The following is an 18,491-nucleotide window of genomic DNA, read 5'->3' as shown; positions in this document are numbered from 1 at the left end:
GCACTACGACAAGGACGTCATCATGAGCCAATACGTAATCGCCGTCGACCAGGGCACCACCAGCACCCGCGCCATCGTCTTCGACCACAGCGGCAACATTGTGTCCTCCGGCCAGATGGAACACGAGCAGATCTTCCCTCAGGCCGGCTGGGTGGAGCACGATCCCGCGGAGATCTGGGACAACACCCGCGAGGTCATCGGTTCCGCACTGTCCAAGGCGAACCTGACCCGGCACGACATCGCCGCCGTCGGCATCACCAACCAGCGCGAAACCGCGGTCGTCTGGGACAAGACCACCGGCAAGCCGATCTACAACGCGATTGTGTGGCAGGACACCCGGACCCAGCCCATCGTGGATGAACTGGCGAAGGACGGGGGAGCGGACCGGTTCAAGCAGAAAGTGGGGCTGCCGCTGGCCACGTACTTCTCCGGAACCAAGATCAAGTGGATCTTGGACAACGTCGACGGCGCCCGTGAGAAGGCAGAAGCCGGGGACCTGGTGTTCGGCAACACGGACTGCTGGGTGCTGTGGAACCTCACCGGCGGCGTGGATGGCGGGGTGCACGTCACCGATGTCACCAACGCTTCCAGGACCATGTTCATGGACCTCGACACGCTGCAGTGGGACGAGGAGATCCTCGGTATCTTCGGTGTTCCGGCGTCCATGATGCCCGCCATAAAGTCCTCCTCCGAGGTATACGGTACGGTCCACACCTCGCAGCTGCTGCGGGAGGTTCCCGTGGCCGGCATCCTCGGCGACCAGCAGGCGGCCACCTTCGGTCAGGCTGCGTTCGAGACAGGCGAGGCGAAGAACACCTACGGCACCGGCTGCTTCCTGATCTTCAACACCGGCGAAGAGATCGTGCACTCCAAGAACGGGCTGCTGACCACGGTCGGCTACAAGCTGGGCGACGCGGCCCCACACTACGCACTGGAGGGATCGATCGCCGTCACCGGTTCGCTTATCCAGTGGCTGCGCGACAACCTGAACATGATCAGCAGCGCCCCCGAGGTGGAGTCCCTCGCGGCTTCGGTGAAGGACAACGGCGGCGTGTACATCGTGCCCGCGTTCTCAGGACTCTTCGCGCCCTACTGGCGCTCGGATGCCCGCGGCGCCATCGTGGGCCTGACCCGGTTCGTCAACAAGAGCCACATCGCCAGGGCCGCCCTCGAGGCCACGGCCTTCCAGACCCGCGAGGTGCTGGATGCCGTCAACGCCGACTCGGGCGTCCCGCTCACCGAACTGAAGGTCGACGGCGGCATGGTCGCCAATGATGCCCTCATGCAGTTCCAGGCGGACATCCTCGGTGTCCCGGTTATCCGCCCGAAGGTCGTGGAAACCACCGCGCTGGGCGCCGCTTACGCGGCCGGCCTCGCCGTCGGTTTCTGGAAGGACCTTGGCGAGTTGTCCGCCAACTGGTCCGAGGACAAGCGCTGGGAGCCGAACCTGGATACCGAGGAGCGGGAAAGGCAGCTCCGGCTCTGGAAGAAGGCGGTCACCAAGTCCATGGACTGGGTCGACGGGGACGTGAGGTAACGGCTGTGTCATGCGACCAGGGCATGGGGTCCCAGGAACTCCCTGTGGGCACCTGAACTAACTCCCGGACAGATCGGGAAACAGGATGGCCCGGACGCCGTGAACGTCACGGTTTCCGGGCCGTTGCCTGCTCAGGCGAGCTTAGTCGTCGTCAGCGTCACCCGGCGCGGCAACTTCGGCGCGCGGTGTCTTGGCATAGACGGACTTGCTGACCGAGTACGCATGCTTGTCGATCATAAGGGCCTGCCGGTTGACCTGCCTCAGCTGGTCTGTGCTGAGTTTCCTGATCTTGACGAGGTCCATGGTTTCCTGTTCAGCCCCGCCCACGGCCGTCACTTTAACCAGGCCCGTGCCCGGTGCATAGAACTTCCGCTGATGGCCCGCGCTGGCCGGTTCCAGTGGATTGTATTCGTCGACAACCAGCACGTTCTTGTAATTGCCCGTGGACACCCGCACCTGCTGGTCCTTCTTGATGACATCTCCGCAATCCAGGAAATCGACTTCCGGGGCGTACGCCTGGATGTAGTGAGGGCCGCTAATCCGGGGCTTGGCCTTCATGGCTATGCCCGCCTTCGCCTTGTCCAACCCGCTGATGAAAGTGCTGGGGGCGCCAACGAATTTTCCGTTCTCAAACTCTTCCGGGTACTCCCCAAACAGCCACACGTCGCCCTTTCTGGTCTGGGCGAAGAAGGCAAGCTCGGACTCGGCCAGCTCGCCGTCGCTGTAGTCCCTGTCCCACATCACCAAGGTTTTCACGCCGTCCACTACCTTGGTCAGTCCCGTTACGGTGTGGACCACCGTCCTCTTGGTGGTTTCGGTGGCTGTCTTGACAGTGCCGGTGGTCGTATATTGCATGCCCGGCTTCAGCGGGAACCACATGTTGGTGACCTTCGGCTTCTTTGGGAAGTCCGCCCTGTGGAACGTCGTGGCCGAGCCTGGCCCGCACAGTTCCTGGGACGCCGTGGACGCCGCAGCCGCCCCGGAGGTCGACGTGAACGTAGCCAGAAACAGCATGAGCACAGAACCCAGCGCCGTCAGGTGCTTCTTGTGTATGAGCATTTCTGTTGCCTTTCTCTGACGAGTGTTCGGCTGATACCCGCACTCAGGGCAGCGCGCGGCAAGGCGAGGCAGGCTGGATGCGCTGCACACGCTGTTGATGCGGGACCTGGCGTTGGGCATGACATGCCGGGGACATTCCGTCCTGGGCAGGCAACCGGTCCACTGCAGGCTCCTCAAGCCGAGACCGTTGCCCTGCCCCCATGCGCCTGGGGTCGACCCCATGCGCTTGGTGTAAATGGTGTACCTGCTTCTACGGTTTGGCAATGGTGATTTCTTGCAAAGCCGCCGCGCCTTCTACATCCGTTCTGCGCCCTTCTTGGTGGGCCGGGGCGGTGCCTGTTTCAGCATGGACCCGCAGAGACGCTAAAGTAGTTTTATGCGTGCGATCCTTCTGCTTAGCTAGCCGCTTGGTATCCCGAACAAATACGGATAATCAAGCGGCCGCCCCTCCATGTCGAGGGGCTTTTGTGTGTCCGGGGAGACCTTCCCGGCGGGCGGCGGGGATCAGACCGTTGTGACAGGACAGAGGTCATGACAGAACAGAAGAGGGCAGCAGTGAGCGTTCAGCCGGAGACCGAAACCGGAACAGCAGCAGGTGGAGCCGAGACGCCCGAAGAGGGCGCGTACAGCTTCGCGGCGATGGAGGCCCGGTGGCCGCAGGTGTGGGAAGAACTGAAGGTTTTCACCCCCGCCGACGACGGTTCGCGGGAGCGCCGCTACGTCCTGGACATGTTCCCCTACCCGTCCGGCGACCTTCACATGGGCCACGCCGAGGCCTTTGCCATGGGCGACGTGGTGGCGCGGTACCTGCGCCAGCAGGGATACGACGTGCTGCACCCGATCGGCTGGGACTCGTTCGGGCTGCCCGCGGAAAACGCGGCGATCAAGCGCAACGCCCACCCGAGCGAGTGGACCTACGCCAACATCGACACCCAGGCTGCTTCCTTCAAGCGTTACGCCATTTCCGCTGACTGGTCCCGCCGGCTGCACACGTCCGATCCGGAGTACTACCGCTGGACCCAGTGGCTGTTCAAGCGCTTCTACGAGCGAGGCCTCGCTTACCGCAAGGACTCACCGGTCAACTGGTGTCCGAAGGACCTGACCGTGCTGGCCAACGAGCAGGTGGTCAACGGAGCCTGCGAGCGCTGCGGCACGGCTGTGACCAAGAAGTCTCTGAACCAGTGGTACTTCAAGATCACCGACTACGCGGACCGGCTGCTGGACGACATGTCCGAGCTGCAGGGGCATTGGCCCGAGCGGGTACTGGCGATGCAGAAGAACTGGATCGGCCGCTCGGAAGGCGCGCATGTTCGGTTCGTGATCGAGGCTTCTGACGGACGTGCCCAGCGTGAAGTCACCGTCTTCACTACGCGTCCGGACACCCTGCACGGGGCCACGTTCTTCGTCGTGGCCGCGGACGCGCACCTGGCCCTGGACCTGGTCACCCCTGAACACCACGACGCACTAATGGCCTACCGTGAGAAGGTCAAGGCCCTTTCGGACATCGAACGCCAGTCCACCGAGCGGGAAAAGACCGGTGTGTTCACCGGCCGTTACGCCATCAATCCTCTCAACGGCGAAAAACTGCCCGTCTGGGCCGCGGACTACGTCCTGGCTGACTACGGCACGGGCGCCATCATGGCCGTCCCGGCGCACGACCAGCGCGACCTCGATTTCGCCAAGGCGTTCGGGCTGCCTGTGCGCGCGGTGCTGGACACCGGCGAGGAGGATCCCGCCGTCTCGGGTAAGGCAACAGCGGGCGAGGGCACCCTGATCAATTCCGGTCAGCTCGACGGCCTTCCCAAGGCAGAGGCCATTCCGGCCGCGATCGAAATCCTCGGCAAACAGGGCACCGGGGAGAAGTTCGTGAACTTCCGGCTGCGTGACTGGCTCCTGAGCCGCCAGCGCTTCTGGGGCACCCCAATCCCCATCATCCACTGTGCCGAATGCGGCGAAGTGCCTGTACCCGACGAGCAGCTGCCAGTGACGCTTCCGGAGGACCTACGTGGCGAGGCGCTGTCCCCGAGGGGCACTTCCCCCCTGGCCGCGGCCGCCGAATGGGTCAATGTCGAGTGCCCGAACTGCGGACGTGCAGCCCAGCGGGACACGGACACCATGGACACCTTCGTGGACTCGTCCTGGTACTTCCTGCGTTTCGTCTCCCCTGATTACACCGAGGGCCCGTTCGATCCCGCGAAGATCAACGACTGGATGCCGGTGGGACAGTACGTCGGCGGTGTCGAGCACGCGATCCTGCACCTGCTCTACGCCCGCTTCTTTACCAAGGTCATCCACGACATGGGCCTGCTGGCGGCGGACGAGCCCTTCAGCGCGCTGCTGAACCAGGGCCAGGTGCTCAACGGCGGCAAAGCCATGAGCAAGTCGCTGGGCAACGGTGTGGACCTGGGGGAGCAGCTGGACAAGTACGGCGTCGACGCCGTCCGGCTCACCATGATCTTCGCCTCGCCGCCCGAGGACGACGTCGACTGGGCGGACGTTTCGCCGTCGGGTTCCGCGAAGTTCCTGGCACGCGCCTGGCGCCTTGGCCAAGACGTGTCCAGCGCCCCCGGTGTTGATTTCAGCGCCGGTGACCGTGCGCTGCGCACCGTCACGCATAGGACCATCGCCGATGCCGCTGAACTGCTGGACAACAACAAGTTCAACGTCGTGGTGGCCAAGCTGATGGAGCTGGTCAACGCCACCCGCAAGTCCATCGACTCGGGTGCCGGCGGCGCCGACCCTGCCGTCCGCGAAGCTGTCGAGGCAGTGGCCGTCATTCTGAGCCTCTTCGCGCCCTACACGGCCGAAGACCTGTGGAACGTCCTGGGGCACCCCGCCTCTGTGGCAAATGCGGGTTGGCCTGCGCACGACGACGCGCTGCTGGTGCAGGAAACCGTCACCGCTGTGGTCCAGGTCCAGGGCAAGGTCAGGGACCGGCTCGAGGTCTCACCGGCCATCTCCGAGGACGAACTGCGTGAGCTAGCGCTGGCCTCCGAGAATGTCCAGCGCGCCCTCGACGGCCGGGGCATCCGGACCGTGATCGTGCGGGCACCTAAACTGGTGAACATCGTCCCGGCCTAGCAGCGTTATTTGAGTAGCCGGCGGCGACTGGCTGGCCGGGCTCCGGCCGCCGGCACCGCCGGCGGCCGGAAACAACTGCAGGAGGTGTGCCGTGATCGACCGCGAACCGGCAGCCTGGCTGTGGTTAAAGGAGCATCTGGTCCGTCTTCGCCAGGCCACCAGGCCGGGCCAGGTCCCGCCCACGGGCGAGCCCGCCGTCGTCGTCCGTACCGCGGTGGTGACGGATTCCGCTGCCGCGCTGCCCGCCGATTGGGTGCGGGCCTTCTCCATCAACGGCCGGTTGGCCGTCATTCCGATGCCCGTCATGGTGGGCGAGGAGATTTACGGCGAGGGCGAGGACGACATCACCGGGACCATCGCCGTGGCCCTGGCCGCCGCTAAGCCGGTTAAGACCTCCCGCCCGTCGCCGGGACAGTTTGAGCAGGCTTATCTGGCCGCTGAACGGCAGGGCTTCGAGTCTGTCGTATCCATCCACATCTCCGGTGGCCTTTCCGGCACCGCTGATGCCGCCCGCCTCGCGGCCGGCCGGGTCAAGATCCCTGTCGAGGTGCTGGACACCCGCACCGTGGGAATGGCGCAGGGACTCGCCGTCCAGAGTGCCGTGGTGGCAGCGGCGGACGGCCGCGGAGCCGGCGAGGTGCGCCGGCTGGCCGAGGAACGCGCGGCACGGTCCAAGGTGTATTTCTATGTGCCCAGCCTGGAGCAGTTGCGGCGCGGCGGACGCATCGGCGCTGCAGCCTCGCTGGTCGGAGCCATGCTGGCCATCAAGCCGATTCTCGCGGTCGACGACGGCAAGATCGTTCCGCTGGAAAAAGTCCGCTCTGCGGCCAGAGCCATTGCCCGGCTTGAGGAGATCGTGGTGGCGGAGGCCGCGGGCCGGCCACTGGGGGAGGCGCGGCTGGCCATCCACCATTTCGGCAACCGGCACGAGGCCGATATGCTCGCGGCCCGCCTGGCGGCGAAGCTTCCGGCCTGCCCGCCAGCCCAGATCAGCTCATTACCTGCTGTACTGGCGGCTCACGCCGGGCTCGGCGTCCTGGCGGTGATCGTGGGGGAGAGCAGCTCGTCCGTTGCCGGTTGCCTCGCCGCCCCGTCCAAGGCAGCCGGCGCCAGCGGTACTGAGGCGGCCACCTAGGCTTGCAAGCGGCACTTGATGCGAGCCGGCTCGGCTCCGTGCCGCGTTTCTTTGTCACGGCGTTTTTGTCGGTGCCCCCTGTCATGCTGTGGGCATGGATAACGCAGCAGTTGCGGAGACGTTGGAGGCCATCGGTGCCTCCGCTCTTGCACTGGCTGCTGAGCTCCGCCGGGCGGGCGATCCGGGCCCGGCCGGCGTGGGTGAGCTGCCGGATGAGGCGGATCCACTGGGGGATCAGGCGGATGCGTGCCTGGACGGTCTTGCTGCGGTAGCCAGGATGGAGGCGCGGCTGGCGGCCGTGAAGGTGCAGTTCGCCGCCGGTTTCGCCGCGGCGGAGGAGGCTTTGACTCCGCCTGGTACGTCCGTGCAGGACCGCACCGTCCGGCGGATGTCCGTTACTGCCGAGGTTGCTGGCGCGCTGACTGTGAGTGAGGGGTCGGCGGCACGCCTTCTGTCCGAATCGGCCTCGCTGACCACGGACCAGCCGTTGACGCTCGCCAGCCTTCAGGCAGGGGCTATTTCCTGGCAGCACGCGCGCATCATGTGCGACGAAACCGACGGGCTGGATCGCGCCGCCGCCGCTGCTTTTGAGGCCCACTTCCTGGACCCGGACGCGCCCGGGTACGCGCGGGGTTGCGCGGCCGGGGAGCTGACGCCGGCGAGGTTCCGGGCCAAGGCCCGCTATTGGCGGGAGCGGCACCACCCGGTCAGCATCGAAACCCGGCACACCAAGAGTGCGAAGGACCGGCGGCTGGAGTACGTCCCGGCCCGGGACGGCATGGCCTGGCTGTCGGCGTACCTGCCGACCGACCAGGCGGCCGGGATCTGGGACAGTACCACCGCCGCCGCCCGCGCTATGCAGGGCCCGACCGAATCCCGGACTCTGGCCCAGCTGCGGGTCGATGCCTTCGCCACGTGGCTGCTCACAGCAGGCCACCCAGTTGACAGTGCGGTCGACGGCCCGCCCGCAGAATCCGTGCCGGTCGGTGAGGTGCCGACCCCCACGGCGCAGGTCCTGGTCACGGTTCCGGTGTTTTCTCTGCTCGGAGTGTCGGAGGAACCGGCGACGCTGGACGGTTACGGGCCGATCCCGCCGTCGATGGCGCGACGCCTGGTTGCCGACGGCGGGACGTCGTTCCTGCGTGTGCTAACCGATCCGCGGGATGGGGCGCCGTTGGAGATCGGCCGCACCAGCTACCGGCTGACGAAGCCGATGCGCCAATGGCTGCGGCTCCGCGACGCCAAGTGCACGTCCCCGAGCTGTAACAATTACTCCTTGGACAACGACGCCGACCACCTATTGGCTTGGTCCGACGGCGGCGGCACCGGCGTCGCCAACCTTGGCCAGCCCTGCCCGAAACACCACCGCCTGAAACACACCACGGCGTGGAGACCCGTCGGCGCGACCCGTGACGCCCCGCCTGGTTGGGTTTCACCCTCGGGTCGGTCCTACCAGGCTGAGTATCAGGACTGGGAACCACCCAGCTGGCCAGAACTGCCACCCGGCCAAGATTGGCCGGAGCCGCCCGACGGACCGGATCCACCGAACTGGCCAGACGGACCCGATAGGTCCGACGGGTTCGACGACTATCCAGGCCCCGAATCTTCGGAAGCACCCGACGACCTTGACGGTGTCGGAAGCCCGGAAGCTCCCGACGGCTCTGGACCCCCACTGCCGGTGGATCCATGGCCCGAGTGGGCATCGTCCGCAGCAGCGTAGGAGGAAGGCCGGGCCCGGGCGCCTGTCACGACAGCGTCTCGTTCATCAAGTTGTCCCGGCCTAGCAGTGCCTGGCCGCTGGTAGTACAGTCTCCCCACCGAGCAAGGAGGCTCCCATGTCCATGCAAGTCCACCATGTCGCCCAGTTGGACCGGGATGTGGCCGACGAAGTCACGAACTGGATGAAGTACCTGAAGGGCCAGGTGACCAGCGTCCAGTTCCTCACCACCACCATCCCTGATCCCAAGGAACCGGAGAAATGGCGCGTCCAATACGAGGCCTACATCACCTACCAGCGGTAGTGGCGCTATCCACATAGCGCAGCCCGGGGCTGTCGGGCGGACTGTCGGCTTCCTAGTGTGGTGGATATGTCACGTCGGACCGCTGGAGCCGCAACCAGCGCTCAACCGCGCGCTGGCGGGGGGCGCGCCGGCGGTGGACGTGGCAACGTTGAGGGTCGCCCCGTGCAGAGCCGGGCGTCAGATGGGCGGGCGGCCAGAAGGCTGGCCGCCACGCTCGGACCGCATGCCTCGCCCGGCCTTCCCTGCGATGAAGAGAAAGTCCCGTCGCCGGACGACCCCACTGGGCTGCTGGAGGTGGGAACGGGGAGCGGCTTCGCTTACGGCACGGGGGCTGTTTCCGCGGCTTCTGCGGCGTCCGGCGAAGCTGCCGAGCCGCGGTTCCGTTGGAGACTGGGCATCCGTGTCGCGGCATTGGTGGGCGTGCTGTCGCTGATTGCCGGAGCCTTGCTCTGGTGGCAGGTGGCTGCCAACGGTCCTGTTGTCCTCCCGCTCAGTTCAGTCACCCACGACGCCGCGGGAAAATCGGCCGCCAGCAATCCTGACCAGGAAAGCAGTAACCCGGACAGCGGCGGTACGGAAAGCAGTGGGCCGGGCGGTGACGGCAAAGACAGTGACGGGACAGCGGCCGGGAATGTCGTGGTGCACGTCGCCGGAGCGGTGAAGAGGGCTGGAGTGGTCCGGCTCGCGCGCGGAAGCAGGGTACATGAGGCCATCGCCGCCGCCGGGGGCGCCAGGCCGGAGGCCGACCTCGACCGCCTCAATCTCGCCTCCCCGCTGGAAGACGGCCAGAAAATCCACGTACCGCGCCGCGGCGAGGCAGCACCGGCTGACACGTCCGGTGCTGCGCAAGCGGACGAATCCGCCCCGGCCGGCACATCAGGAGCAGGCGCCGCCGAAACCGACGGAACCGGCGGGCCTGCAGGCGACGGTGCCGGCGGCAAGATCAACCTCAACACCGCCACCGTGGAAGAACTCGGCGAGCTGCCGAGGGTTGGCCCGGTGTTGGCCCAGCGCATCGTCGACTGGCGCACACAGCAGGGCCCCTTCAAGTCGCCCGAGGAACTGGACGCCGTCGACGGAGTCGGCCCCAAAATGCTGGAAACGTTGCTTCCATTGGTGACCGTCTGACATGGATAGCAGGAACGAACGCGCGGCCAGCCGATGGCACCGCTATGTCCAGGCGGCCGTGGATTTCCCAAGGGTCGGCTCCACGCCGGGCGAACGCCTATCCGGTGATTCCGCCCCTCTTGATTCCTTGCCGTCACAGCCTCCGCCCCATCCCGGTCCCACGAGTGCCCTCAGCCAGAAGATCCGCGCTGACATTCGCCGTCGTCTGCTGCCGGACGGACAGGACATGGCCGAAACCGAACCGAACCGGCGCCGGACCGACCTTCGCCTTGCCCCGACCGCACTGCTGGTGTGGGCAGCCGCCGCAGCCGGGCCGTGGCTAGCACCAGGCATCCTTCTGCTTGTGTGGGGCAGCCTCGCCGCGTGCGCCGGAGTGCTGCTCGCCATGCTTCTGCGGAGGAAGAAAGCCGAAGGACGCTGGCGGCGCAGTTTCCTGACCACCCTTACGGCAGCACTCATGCTCGCCGCGGCATCGGCTGCCCATTCGGCCGTGTCGTCGGCCCAGCGCCACGACGAGCAGGTGGCGGGACTCATCGCCGCGCGTGCATCAGTCGTGGCGGAAGCCGAGATCACCGGGGCGCCCCGTGCCCTCAAGACGCCCGGCCCCTCCGGGCATGCCGAACGCTGGGCTGTGGCTTCGGTGCTCCGGTCCTTGACGTCGGGCGGCCTGGTAATGCATGCGCATCTGCCGGTGGTCATCATCAGCGGACAGGAGTGGCAGCACGCCGGCACGGGCCAGTTGCTTCGGATCACCGGAAAGCTCCGGCCTCCAGACCCGGGCCGGGTGGAGGCGGCGATCCTGACTGCGTCATCACCGCCCGTCCAGCTCGCAGCATTGCAGGATTGGCAGCAGGCGCCGGCCGCTCTGGGCAAGCGGTTCGCCTCTGCCGCCGGCTGGCTGGCCCCCGACGCGAGGGGCCTCCTCCCGGGCATGGTCACGGGCGATACCGGCGGCCTCAGCGAGGAGCTCGAGACAGCCATGAAGACCGTGGGCCTGACTCACCTGACGGCGGTGTCCGGCGCCAACTGCAGCCTGATACTCGGCGCCCTGCTGTTGGCGGCACGCTCGCTGCGCCTAGCCAGGATTCCGGCCGCAGCCGTCGCCCTCGCGGGCCTCGGCTTGTTCGTCCTCATGGTTGGTCCCGATGCGAGCGTGCTCAGGGCATCGCTGATGGGTGCGATTGCTTTGGCATCCCTGGCAGGCGGCCGGGCCGGCCGCGGACTGAGTTTCCTTTGCCTGGCCGTGATTGCCCTGCTGCTCATGGAGCCGGAACTGGGCGTCAGCTTTGGGTTCCTGCTCTCGGTCCTGGCCACCCTGGGGATCATTGTGCTGGGACGCTGCATCCTGGGCTGGTTTCCGCCGAGCGTGCCACGCTGGGTGGCGGCTGCTGTTGCCGTGCCCCTGTCAGCCCAGGTGCTGTGCGGCCCCGTCATTGTGGTGCTGCAACCACAGTTTTCCACCTACTCGCTGCTGGCCAACGTCCTCGTTGCCCCGCTCGTAGCGCCCGTGACCATCCTGGGCACGGCGGCCGTGGCGCTCCTGCCCCTCGCGCCTTGGCTGGCGGCGGTGCTGATCGGCGGGGCGGGCTTCTTTGCCAGTGGTGTGGCAGCCGTCGCCAGGTTCACCGCCGGTCTGCCCGGTGCCGCGCCGCCCTGGCCGGAGGGCATGTTTGGGTTGCTGACCATGCTGCTGTTCTCCGTTGTCGCATTGCAGTCCGTGTGGATGGCCGCCCATCCCGCCGGCACCATCAAACTGGTCCTAGCGGCGCACGCTGGCACCGCCCGCCTCCTTGACCGGCTGCCGGAGGCCACGTTCCGCCGCGGCGGCCCGAGCGTCCGTGGGAGACTTAGAGTCTGCAATCCGAACCCCGGGAGGAACCACCAGTGGCCGCTGCCCAGCAACGACCGAAGACGTCCGCCGCCAATTCGGCGACATGGCGGGACGTAACCCCTGCAGCGGTCGTCCTGATTACGGGTCCCGAGGAGTACCTCGGCATCCGGGCGATGGACCGTGTCCGGTCGCAGGTACGCGCGGCTGCGCCGGACGTGGAGGTCAGCAGGCTCACTGCCGGGGCATACGAGGCCGGGGCGCTTGCCATGCATGTCAGTCCGTCACTGTTCGGCGAGAACAAGCTGATCGAGGTGGACGGCCTCGAATCGATGAACGATGCCTTCCTGACGGACGCACTGACGTATCTCAAGCACGTGGAACAGGACGCTGTCCTCGTGCTCCGGCACGGCGGCGGAACCCGCGGCAAGAAGCTCCTCGATGCCGTTAAGGCCGGGGGATGGCCCACTGTCGACTGCCAGCCGCTGAAGAAGGATGCGGAAAAGACCGCCTTTGTTACGGCGGAGTTCAAGGCGGCCGGCAGGCGGATCACCCCGGAGGCAGTCCAGTCGCTGGTCAACGCTGTCGGCGCTAACCTGTCAGAACTGGCGGCGGCATGCAGCCAGCTCATTGCCGACGCCTCCACTGCCGTTGATGCTGACATGGTCGACCGCTACTACGGCGGAAGAGTGGAGGCCACGGCGTTCAAGGTGGCCGACGCCGCCATGGCCGGCAACGGTCCCGTGGCCCTGTCCACACTCCGGCACGCGCTGGCAACGGGCGCCGATCCGGTACCGCTGGTGGCGGCATTGGCAGCCAAGCTGCGTACCGTCGCCAAGGTGGCGGGTGCCAAGGGATCATCGGCACAGATCGCCAAGCAGCTGGGCATGCAGCCGTGGCTGGTGGAGCAGGCGCAGCGGGACGTCCGGAGGTGGACGCCGGAGGGCCTGGCCCGGTCCATCCAAGTCACGGCCGAAGCCGACGCGCAGGTCAAGGGGCTCTCGCGTGATCCGGTCTACGCCGTGGAGCACGCGGTCACGGTCATTGCTGCCGCCGCCCGCGGCCGTTAGCACTTCCCTGGCTTGTAGACCGTGCTGAGCTTGTGGGCACGGGGTCAGGAGGTGGGGTTGTGACTGACGATCTGTTGAGCGGTCCGCGCGGGCGCCAGTTCTGCCTCGGGGTTCTCACGGCAGCGCGACCGGAAATCTGGACCTTGGCTGCCCCAGCCGCGGAATATCCCCAGGATCCGGGACTTGCCAGCGAATTGGCCGAGGCGCTCCGCAGCCCGGCATCCGTAACGGCTGCTGAATCAGCCAGTGGCGGGGCGCTGCTGGCTGGCCTCACCCAGGCGGTGCACGCCGCGCGTTACTGGCAGCAGCCGGACGAAACTGACGCCCTCCTCGCACAGCCCGCCATCCGGTTGTCTCTGGAACCGGTTGCCCACGCCTTGGCTGATGCACTTGCCGCGTGGTGGGGTCCCGGGTTCCTGGACAGGGACCACCAGTGTTGCGTGCAGTGGACAGACGAACGAAAAGGCCAGCCGCCGGTTCCGGGCGGGGCAGCCAGAAAGCTGGCCGGCTGGAAGGCGGCCGCCCTTGCTGACGAACGCCAGGCGGCCAAACGGCCGGAGAACCCGGCCGCGAACTGGGGCGGCTGGTGGTGGTCCACGCCCAGACCATCCGAGCTGCTCACCACCACCAGAGGCCTGCCGGAACTCGGCGCCATTGGTCTCCTGCTGGTCGAGGACCACCCCGGGTGGAAGCAGGCAACCGTCTGGCCACTCGTACCGCGGCCGGACTCCCACGTGTATGAGATCGAAGGCCCAGCGGCGTGGACCGAGCTGGCTGCGCGGTATCCGATGGACGTCAGCCTGGCCAAACGCCACGACTGGTGGCGGACCACAGGGATCGCCGCCCGTTGGCTGGTTCCCGACTGGTCCGCCGTTGCTGCCGACTACGACGGCGTTCATCTCACGCTCTGGGGATACCTCACGACCGCCGGACTCGCCCTTGCCGCAAGGCCATCCGCCGGACCGTCTCGTGCAGTGCTTGAGCGGACAGTACTGGCGGGCTGGAATCCCGATGAGACCTACTGGCTCAACGACGTCCTCACGCCGGGCGCCGCCCCCTCCCACTGGCGCAGTCAAGGGTCCGGCCCTTGGCTCAGACAGAGGTAGTCCAGCCAGGGGTTGCCAAGGAGAGCAGTCAGTCCCAGCGGCCCTGGTAGCCGGGCAGAGGGGGCCGGGTCCGGGACCGCCGTCGGGAGTCCCGCCGTCGGAAGTTAAAAGAGAAGTGGCCGGCACCAATGGTGCCGGCCACAAGCATCAGTTCAGTTGAACTGGAAAACCTTAGAGTGCGTTGACCTTCTTGGAGATCGCCGACTTGCGGTTTGCAGCGTTGTTCTTGTGCAGAACACCCTTGCTGACAGCCTTGTCCAGCTTACGGCTGGCAGAAACGAGCGCAGTAGAAGCAGCGTCCTTGTCGGAGGACTCAACAGCGGTGTTGACGGCGCGGATGGCCGTCTTCAGCTCGGACTTGACTGCGTTGTTGCGCAGGCGAGCCTTCTCGTTGGTCAGGATGCGCTTCTTCTGGGACTTGATATTTGCCACGTGTGAACTCTCTTTGTAATGCGGAAATGGTCTAGAGGGCTTTCAAGCTGGCCTTGACTGAGCGGCGTGGGGATACCTATGGCGACCAGCCATCAGTGACCGTCGACCTGCACGGACACACAGCTATAAATGGTAGCAGGCCGGGGCCATGTGTGGCCATTCAGGGCGCGGACGGCGCGCCGCAGTCAGTTCCAGCCGTGCAGCCGACGCAACTCGTCCGCCACCAGCCTAAACTTCCTCCGGTCCAGCACCGACCCCTCGCGCCGGATGTCGGCCGGATGGATCTGCAGGACGCGGTCCAGCTTGGCCTCGCTGGGGCGGCCCTGCCTGTCCCAGGTCCCTGTGCCGATATCCACGTAGTCACGGCGGCCGCGGGGGTGGCCGTCATGGTCCTTGCTGGTCAGCATCAGACCCAGCAGATACCTCCCGTGGCCGCCGACCAAAAGGACCGGCCGGTCCTTGCCGCGCGAATGGTCCTCTTCGAAGGGAACCCAGGTCCATACGATCTCGCCGGGGTCGGGGCGTCCGTCCGGGGAGGGGGAGTACCGCAGCGTCGCCGTGCCGGTGAAGTCGCCCGGGTAAGTACCTGTGACGCCGGCCGGGCGCCGGAGTGTGTTTCCGGACCTGCCCGGGGCGGGTGCCGGCTTAGTGGCCGCCGGTTGCCTCAGCACGCCGAGGAAGCGGAGCGATGCGCGGACGGCGCCGCCGATCGAGGAGAAGTTCAAAGCCATGCGGGCCACCCTACCCGCGCGGCCTTCGGAGCTCCCGGACCTCCGGGCGTGCGGGCCTCTCAAAATGTACTGCCAGCGCCCGGGACGTGGGAGACTAGAGGTTCAGATATGCGGCAGGCAGCAGGATGGCCAGAGTTCAGCCTGAACAACGCCGCTGAAATGCCAACAGTAAGGACCCTGCGTGTCTCCCATGGCCCGCACCGCCCCGGTGCCCGCCGCGACAGATCCGGCCATCATTCGGAATTTCTGCATTATCGCGCACATTGACCACGGTAAGTCCACCCTGGCCGACCGCATGCTGCAGTTCACCGGCGTCGTACAGTCCCGCGACATGAAGGCCCAGTATCTGGACCGCATGGATATCGAGCGAGAGCGCGGCATCACCATCAAGTCCCAGGCTGTCCGCATGCCCTGGGAACTGGGCGGTGTGAACTACGCGCTGAACATGATCGACACGCCGGGCCACGTGGACTTCACCTACGAGGTGTCCCGTTCCCTCGCCGCCTGCGAGGGCGCCGTTCTGCTGGTGGATGCCGCGCAGGGCATCGAGGCCCAGACGCTGGCCAACCTGTATCTGGCCATGGAAAACGATCTCACCATCATCCCGGTCCTGAACAAGATCGACCTGCCGGCCGCCCAGCCGGAGAAGTACGCCGCCGAACTGGCCAGCCTGATCGGCGGCGATCCCGAAGACGTGCTGCTGGTCTCCGGGAAGACCGGCGTGGGCGTCGAGGCGCTGCTGGATAAGATCGTGCGCGATCTGCCCGCACCCGTCGGCGACCCGGACGCACCTGCCCGGGCCATGATCTTCGACTCCGTCTACGACACGTACCGCGGCGTGGTCACCTACGTCCGTGTGGTGGATGGCATGCTCCACCCGCGTGAGCGCATCCAGATGATGTCCACCAAGGCCAGCCACGAGCTCCTGGAAATCGGCGTCAGCTCCCCGGAGCCGACGCCCTCCAAGGGCCTCGGTGTCGGCGAGGTGGGCTACCTCATCACCGGCGTGAAGGACGTCCGCCAGTCAAAGGTAGGCGACACCGTCACCAATCTCGCCAAGCCCGCGGCGGAGTCGCTAAGCGGCTATGCGGACCCCAAGCCGATGGTGTTCTCCGGCCTCTACCCGCTGGACGGCACCGACTACCCGGTGCTCCGCGACGCCCTGGACAAGCTCAAGCTCAACGATGCAGCCCTGATCTACGAACCGGAAACCTCCGCGGCCCTCGGCTTCGGCTTCCGCGTGGGCTTCCTCGGCCTCCTGCACCTGGAGATCGTCCGTGAGCGCCTCGAACGCGAATTCAACCTGGACCTGATCTCCACGGCGCCGAACGTGGTCTACGAGGTCACGCTCGAGGACAAGAACGTGATCACTGTGACGAACCCCAGCGAGTTCCCCTCCGGGAAGATCAACGAGGTCCGCGAACCCATGGTGGCCGCCACCATCCTGGCCCCCAACGAGTTTGTCGGCGCCATCATGGAGCTGTGCCAGGGCCGCCGGGGCGTCATGCGCGGCATGGACTACCTGTCCGAGGACCGGGTGGAGCTGCGGTACTGGATGCCGCTGGCCGAGATAGTCTTCGACTTCTTCGACCTGCTCAAGTCCAAGACGCGCGGCTACGCCTCGCTGGACTGGAAGGCCGACGGCGAACAGGTCGCCGACCTGGTCAAGGTGGACATCCTGCTCCAGGGCGAACAGGTGGACGCCTTCAGCGCCATCACCCACAAGGACAAGGCCTACGCCTACGGTGTGATGATGACCGGCAAGCTGCGCGAACTCATTCCGCGCCAGCAGTTCGAAGTGCCGATCCAGGCAGCCATCGGGTCCCGGATTATCGCCCGTGAGTCCATTCGCGCCATCCGCAAGGACGTTCTGGCCAAGTGCTACGGCGGCGACATCTCCCGTAAGCGCAAACTGCTGGAAAAGCAGAAGGAAGGCAAGAAGCGGATGAAGATGGTGGGGCGCGTGGAAGTGCCGCAGGAAGCCTTCATCGCAGCACTGACCACCGACGAATCCAAGGACAAGGCCAAGAAGTAGTGATGACCGTGGCCGGAACCTCCGGAGGCCGCACCCATGCCTAGCGTTCTTCCCCTGGGCGACCCCGCGCCGTCGGATGGACTGCTGCCGCAACAGGCGGCAGACGGTGCGCCCGCCCGGGCTTTCGGGCTCTACGTGCACATCCCGTTCTGCGCGGTGCGATGCGGTTACTGCGACTTCAACACTTACACCGCAACTGAGCTCGGAGGCGGAGCATCCCAGGACGCGTACGCCTCCACCGCCATCTCGGAAGTGGACTTTGCCGCGCGGGTCCTTGAGCAGTCGGGCCTGCCCGCCCGCAAGCTCAGTACAGTGTTTTTCGGCGGCGGCACGCCCACGCTCCTGCCCGCCGAGGACCTGGCCAGAATCCTCCGTGCCGCCATCGACACATGGGGGATCGAACCGGGGGCCGAAGTGACCACGGAGGCCAACCCGGACTCCGTCACGCCGGAATCACTGCAGCTGCTTGCCGATGCGGGCTTCACACGGGTCTCCTTCGGCATGCAGTCCGCTGTGCCCCATGTGCTGAAGGTGCTCGACCGCACGCACACGCCGAGCCGTGTTCCGCTCGTGGTGCAGTGGGCGCGCGACGCCGGGCTGGCCGTCAGCCTGGACTTGATCTACGGAACACCGGGGGAGTCCCTCGAGGACTGGCGCTTTTCGCTCGAGACGGCGTTGTCGTACCAGCCGGACCACATCAGCGCCTACGCGCTGATCGTTGAGGACGGCACCAAGCTCGCCGCCCAGATCCGGCGCGGCGAAGTTCCCGGAATTGACGACGACGACCATGCCGACAAATACGAACTCGCCGACCGGATGATCACCGACGCCGGTCTCCACTGGTACGAGGTCAGCAACTGGTCCGCGACGCCGGAGCAGGCGTGCCGCCACAACCTCGCCTACTGGCGCGGGGACGACTGGTGGGGCATCGGCCCGGGCGCGCACTCGCACGTGGGCGGGGTGCGCTGGTGGAACGTCAAGCACCCCGCCGCCTATGCCGGACGGCTGGGCTCAGGCGTCTCGCCGGCGGCAGGACGCGAAACGCTCGACGCCGAAACCCGGGGCGTCGAAAAGGTCATGCTGGAAGCCCGGCTTTCCTCAGGGCTCGAGACCGCTGCCCTGTCGCCATCCGGCAGGAAAGCCGTGGCGGGACTGATCGCCGACGGCCTCGTGGCGCCCGAGGAAGCCTTCAGAGGCCGCCTGGTTCTCACACTGAAGGGCCGCCTGCTGGCCGACGCCGTGGTCCGCAGGATCCTGCCGGACTAGTCCCCAACCGAACCCTAACCTCGCAAGCTCGGGCCGGGCCCTCGCCGAGCGGCTCCACGTCC

General features: G+C 66.6%; 14 protein-coding genes. 11 read left to right on the top strand and 3 right to left on the bottom strand.

Annotated elements, in window-relative coordinates:
* The first annotated feature begins 22 nt into the window (after nucleotides 1-22).
* Nucleotides 23-1,537, top strand: coding sequence for a glycerol kinase GlpK (gene glpK, locus QFZ33_RS15110; RefSeq protein WP_214856808.1), 1,515 nt, complete (start codon nucleotides 23-25; stop codon nucleotides 1,535-1,537).
* 141 nt (nucleotides 1,538-1,678) lie between these two features.
* Here the strand turns inward: glpK and QFZ33_RS15105 are convergent, their stop codons facing one another.
* On the bottom strand, nucleotides 1,679-2,596 hold the full coding sequence (locus QFZ33_RS15105; RefSeq protein ID WP_307028755.1) for a hypothetical protein: 918 nt from the start codon (nucleotides 2,594-2,596) through the stop codon (nucleotides 1,679-1,681).
* A 555-nt stretch (nucleotides 2,597-3,151) separates the two neighbouring features.
* Between QFZ33_RS15105 and leuS the strand changes: the two genes are divergently transcribed.
* The 8 genes from leuS to QFZ33_RS15065 all read left to right on the top strand — a co-directional run bounded on the left by leuS (nucleotide 3,152) and on the right by QFZ33_RS15065 (nucleotide 13,965).
* Nucleotides 3,152-5,677 (top strand): leucine--tRNA ligase, encoded by a 2,526-nt coding sequence (gene leuS, locus QFZ33_RS15100; protein ID WP_307031836.1) that lies wholly within the window; start codon nucleotides 3,152-3,154, stop codon nucleotides 5,675-5,677.
* Between the two features lie 91 nt (nucleotides 5,678-5,768).
* The gene (locus QFZ33_RS15095; protein ID WP_307028753.1) at nucleotides 5,769-6,812 is read left to right on the top strand and encodes a DegV family protein; all 1,044 of its coding nucleotides are present in this window, start codon (nucleotides 5,769-5,771) and stop codon (nucleotides 6,810-6,812) included.
* Nucleotides 6,813-6,906: 94 nt separating this feature from the next.
* Nucleotides 6,907-8,532, top strand: a complete 1,626-nt coding sequence (locus QFZ33_RS15090; protein ID WP_307028751.1) for an HNH endonuclease signature motif containing protein — start codon at nucleotides 6,907-6,909, stop codon at nucleotides 8,530-8,532.
* A 115-nt stretch (nucleotides 8,533-8,647) separates the two neighbouring features.
* Nucleotides 8,648-8,833, top strand: a complete 186-nt coding sequence (locus tag QFZ33_RS15085) for a hypothetical protein (protein WP_214856812.1) — start codon at nucleotides 8,648-8,650, stop codon at nucleotides 8,831-8,833.
* A gap of 162 nt (nucleotides 8,834-8,995) precedes the next feature.
* The gene (locus QFZ33_RS15080; RefSeq protein ID WP_307028749.1) at nucleotides 8,996-9,961 is read left to right on the top strand and encodes a ComEA family DNA-binding protein; all 966 of its coding nucleotides are present in this window, start codon (nucleotides 8,996-8,998) and stop codon (nucleotides 9,959-9,961) included.
* 226 nt (nucleotides 9,962-10,187) lie between these two features.
* Nucleotides 10,188-11,909, top strand: coding sequence for a ComEC/Rec2 family competence protein (locus QFZ33_RS15075; RefSeq protein WP_307028748.1), 1,722 nt, complete (start codon nucleotides 10,188-10,190; stop codon nucleotides 11,907-11,909).
* Complete coding sequence (gene holA / locus QFZ33_RS15070) at nucleotides 11,846-12,859, top strand: DNA polymerase III subunit delta (protein ID WP_307028745.1); 1,014 nt, start codon at nucleotides 11,846-11,848, stop codon at nucleotides 12,857-12,859. Before QFZ33_RS15075 ends, holA begins: the two co-directional genes overlap by 64 nt.
* A gap of 59 nt (nucleotides 12,860-12,918) precedes the next feature.
* Nucleotides 12,919-13,965 (top strand): hypothetical protein, encoded by a 1,047-nt coding sequence (locus QFZ33_RS15065; RefSeq protein ID WP_307028743.1) that lies wholly within the window; start codon nucleotides 12,919-12,921, stop codon nucleotides 13,963-13,965.
* A gap of 171 nt (nucleotides 13,966-14,136) precedes the next feature.
* On the opposite strand, the gene rpsT is transcribed toward QFZ33_RS15065, so the two are convergent.
* Together rpsT and QFZ33_RS15055 are read right to left on the bottom strand one after the other, a co-directional pair.
* On the bottom strand, nucleotides 14,137-14,397 hold the full coding sequence (gene rpsT / locus QFZ33_RS15060) for a 30S ribosomal protein S20 (RefSeq protein ID WP_214856828.1): 261 nt from the start codon (nucleotides 14,395-14,397) through the stop codon (nucleotides 14,137-14,139).
* Nucleotides 14,398-14,582: 185 nt separating this feature from the next.
* The gene (locus QFZ33_RS15055; protein WP_307028740.1) at nucleotides 14,583-15,128 is read right to left on the bottom strand and encodes a type II toxin-antitoxin system PemK/MazF family toxin; all 546 of its coding nucleotides are present in this window, start codon (nucleotides 15,126-15,128) and stop codon (nucleotides 14,583-14,585) included.
* A gap of 181 nt (nucleotides 15,129-15,309) precedes the next feature.
* Here QFZ33_RS15055 and lepA point away from each other — a divergent pair, with 181 nt between their 5' ends.
* The gene (lepA, locus tag QFZ33_RS15050; RefSeq protein WP_214856836.1) at nucleotides 15,310-17,163 is read left to right on the top strand and encodes a translation elongation factor 4; all 1,854 of its coding nucleotides are present in this window, start codon (nucleotides 15,310-15,312) and stop codon (nucleotides 17,161-17,163) included.
* Nucleotides 17,164-17,199: 36 nt separating this feature from the next.
* Nucleotides 17,200-18,429: a radical SAM family heme chaperone HemW gene (hemW, locus tag QFZ33_RS15045; RefSeq protein ID WP_307028737.1), complete on the top strand. Its 1,230-nt coding sequence runs from the start codon at nucleotides 17,200-17,202 to the stop codon at nucleotides 18,427-18,429.
* Nucleotides 18,430-18,491 lie beyond the last annotated feature (62 nt).

The sequence above is a fragment of the Arthrobacter globiformis genome, from assembly GCF_030815865.1.
In the GTDB taxonomy this organism is placed as follows: Bacteria; Actinomycetota; Actinomycetes; order Actinomycetales; family Micrococcaceae; genus Arthrobacter; species Arthrobacter globiformis_B.
The sequence above is the reverse complement of the archived record's forward strand: the minus strand, read 5'-3'. Positions and strand labels throughout refer to the sequence as shown.

Coding starts and splice junctions, on each gene's coding strand:
- QFZ33_RS15075 (WP_307028748.1), top strand. CDS start 10,188: ATGGCCGAAACCGAACCGAACCGGCGCCGGACCGACCTTCGCCTTGCC.
- QFZ33_RS15105 (WP_307028755.1), bottom strand. CDS start 2,596: ATGCTCATACACAAGAAGCACCTGACGGCGCTGGGTTCTGTGCTCATG.
- QFZ33_RS15085 (WP_214856812.1), top strand. CDS start 8,648: ATGTCCATGCAAGTCCACCATGTCGCCCAGTTGGACCGGGATGTGGCC.
- hemW (WP_307028737.1), top strand. CDS start 17,200: ATGCCTAGCGTTCTTCCCCTGGGCGACCCCGCGCCGTCGGATGGACTG.
- glpK (WP_214856808.1), top strand. CDS start 23: ATGAGCCAATACGTAATCGCCGTCGACCAGGGCACCACCAGCACCCGC.
- QFZ33_RS15055 (WP_307028740.1), bottom strand. CDS start 15,128: ATGGCTTTGAACTTCTCCTCGATCGGCGGCGCCGTCCGCGCATCGCTC.
- QFZ33_RS15090 (WP_307028751.1), top strand. CDS start 6,907: ATGGATAACGCAGCAGTTGCGGAGACGTTGGAGGCCATCGGTGCCTCC.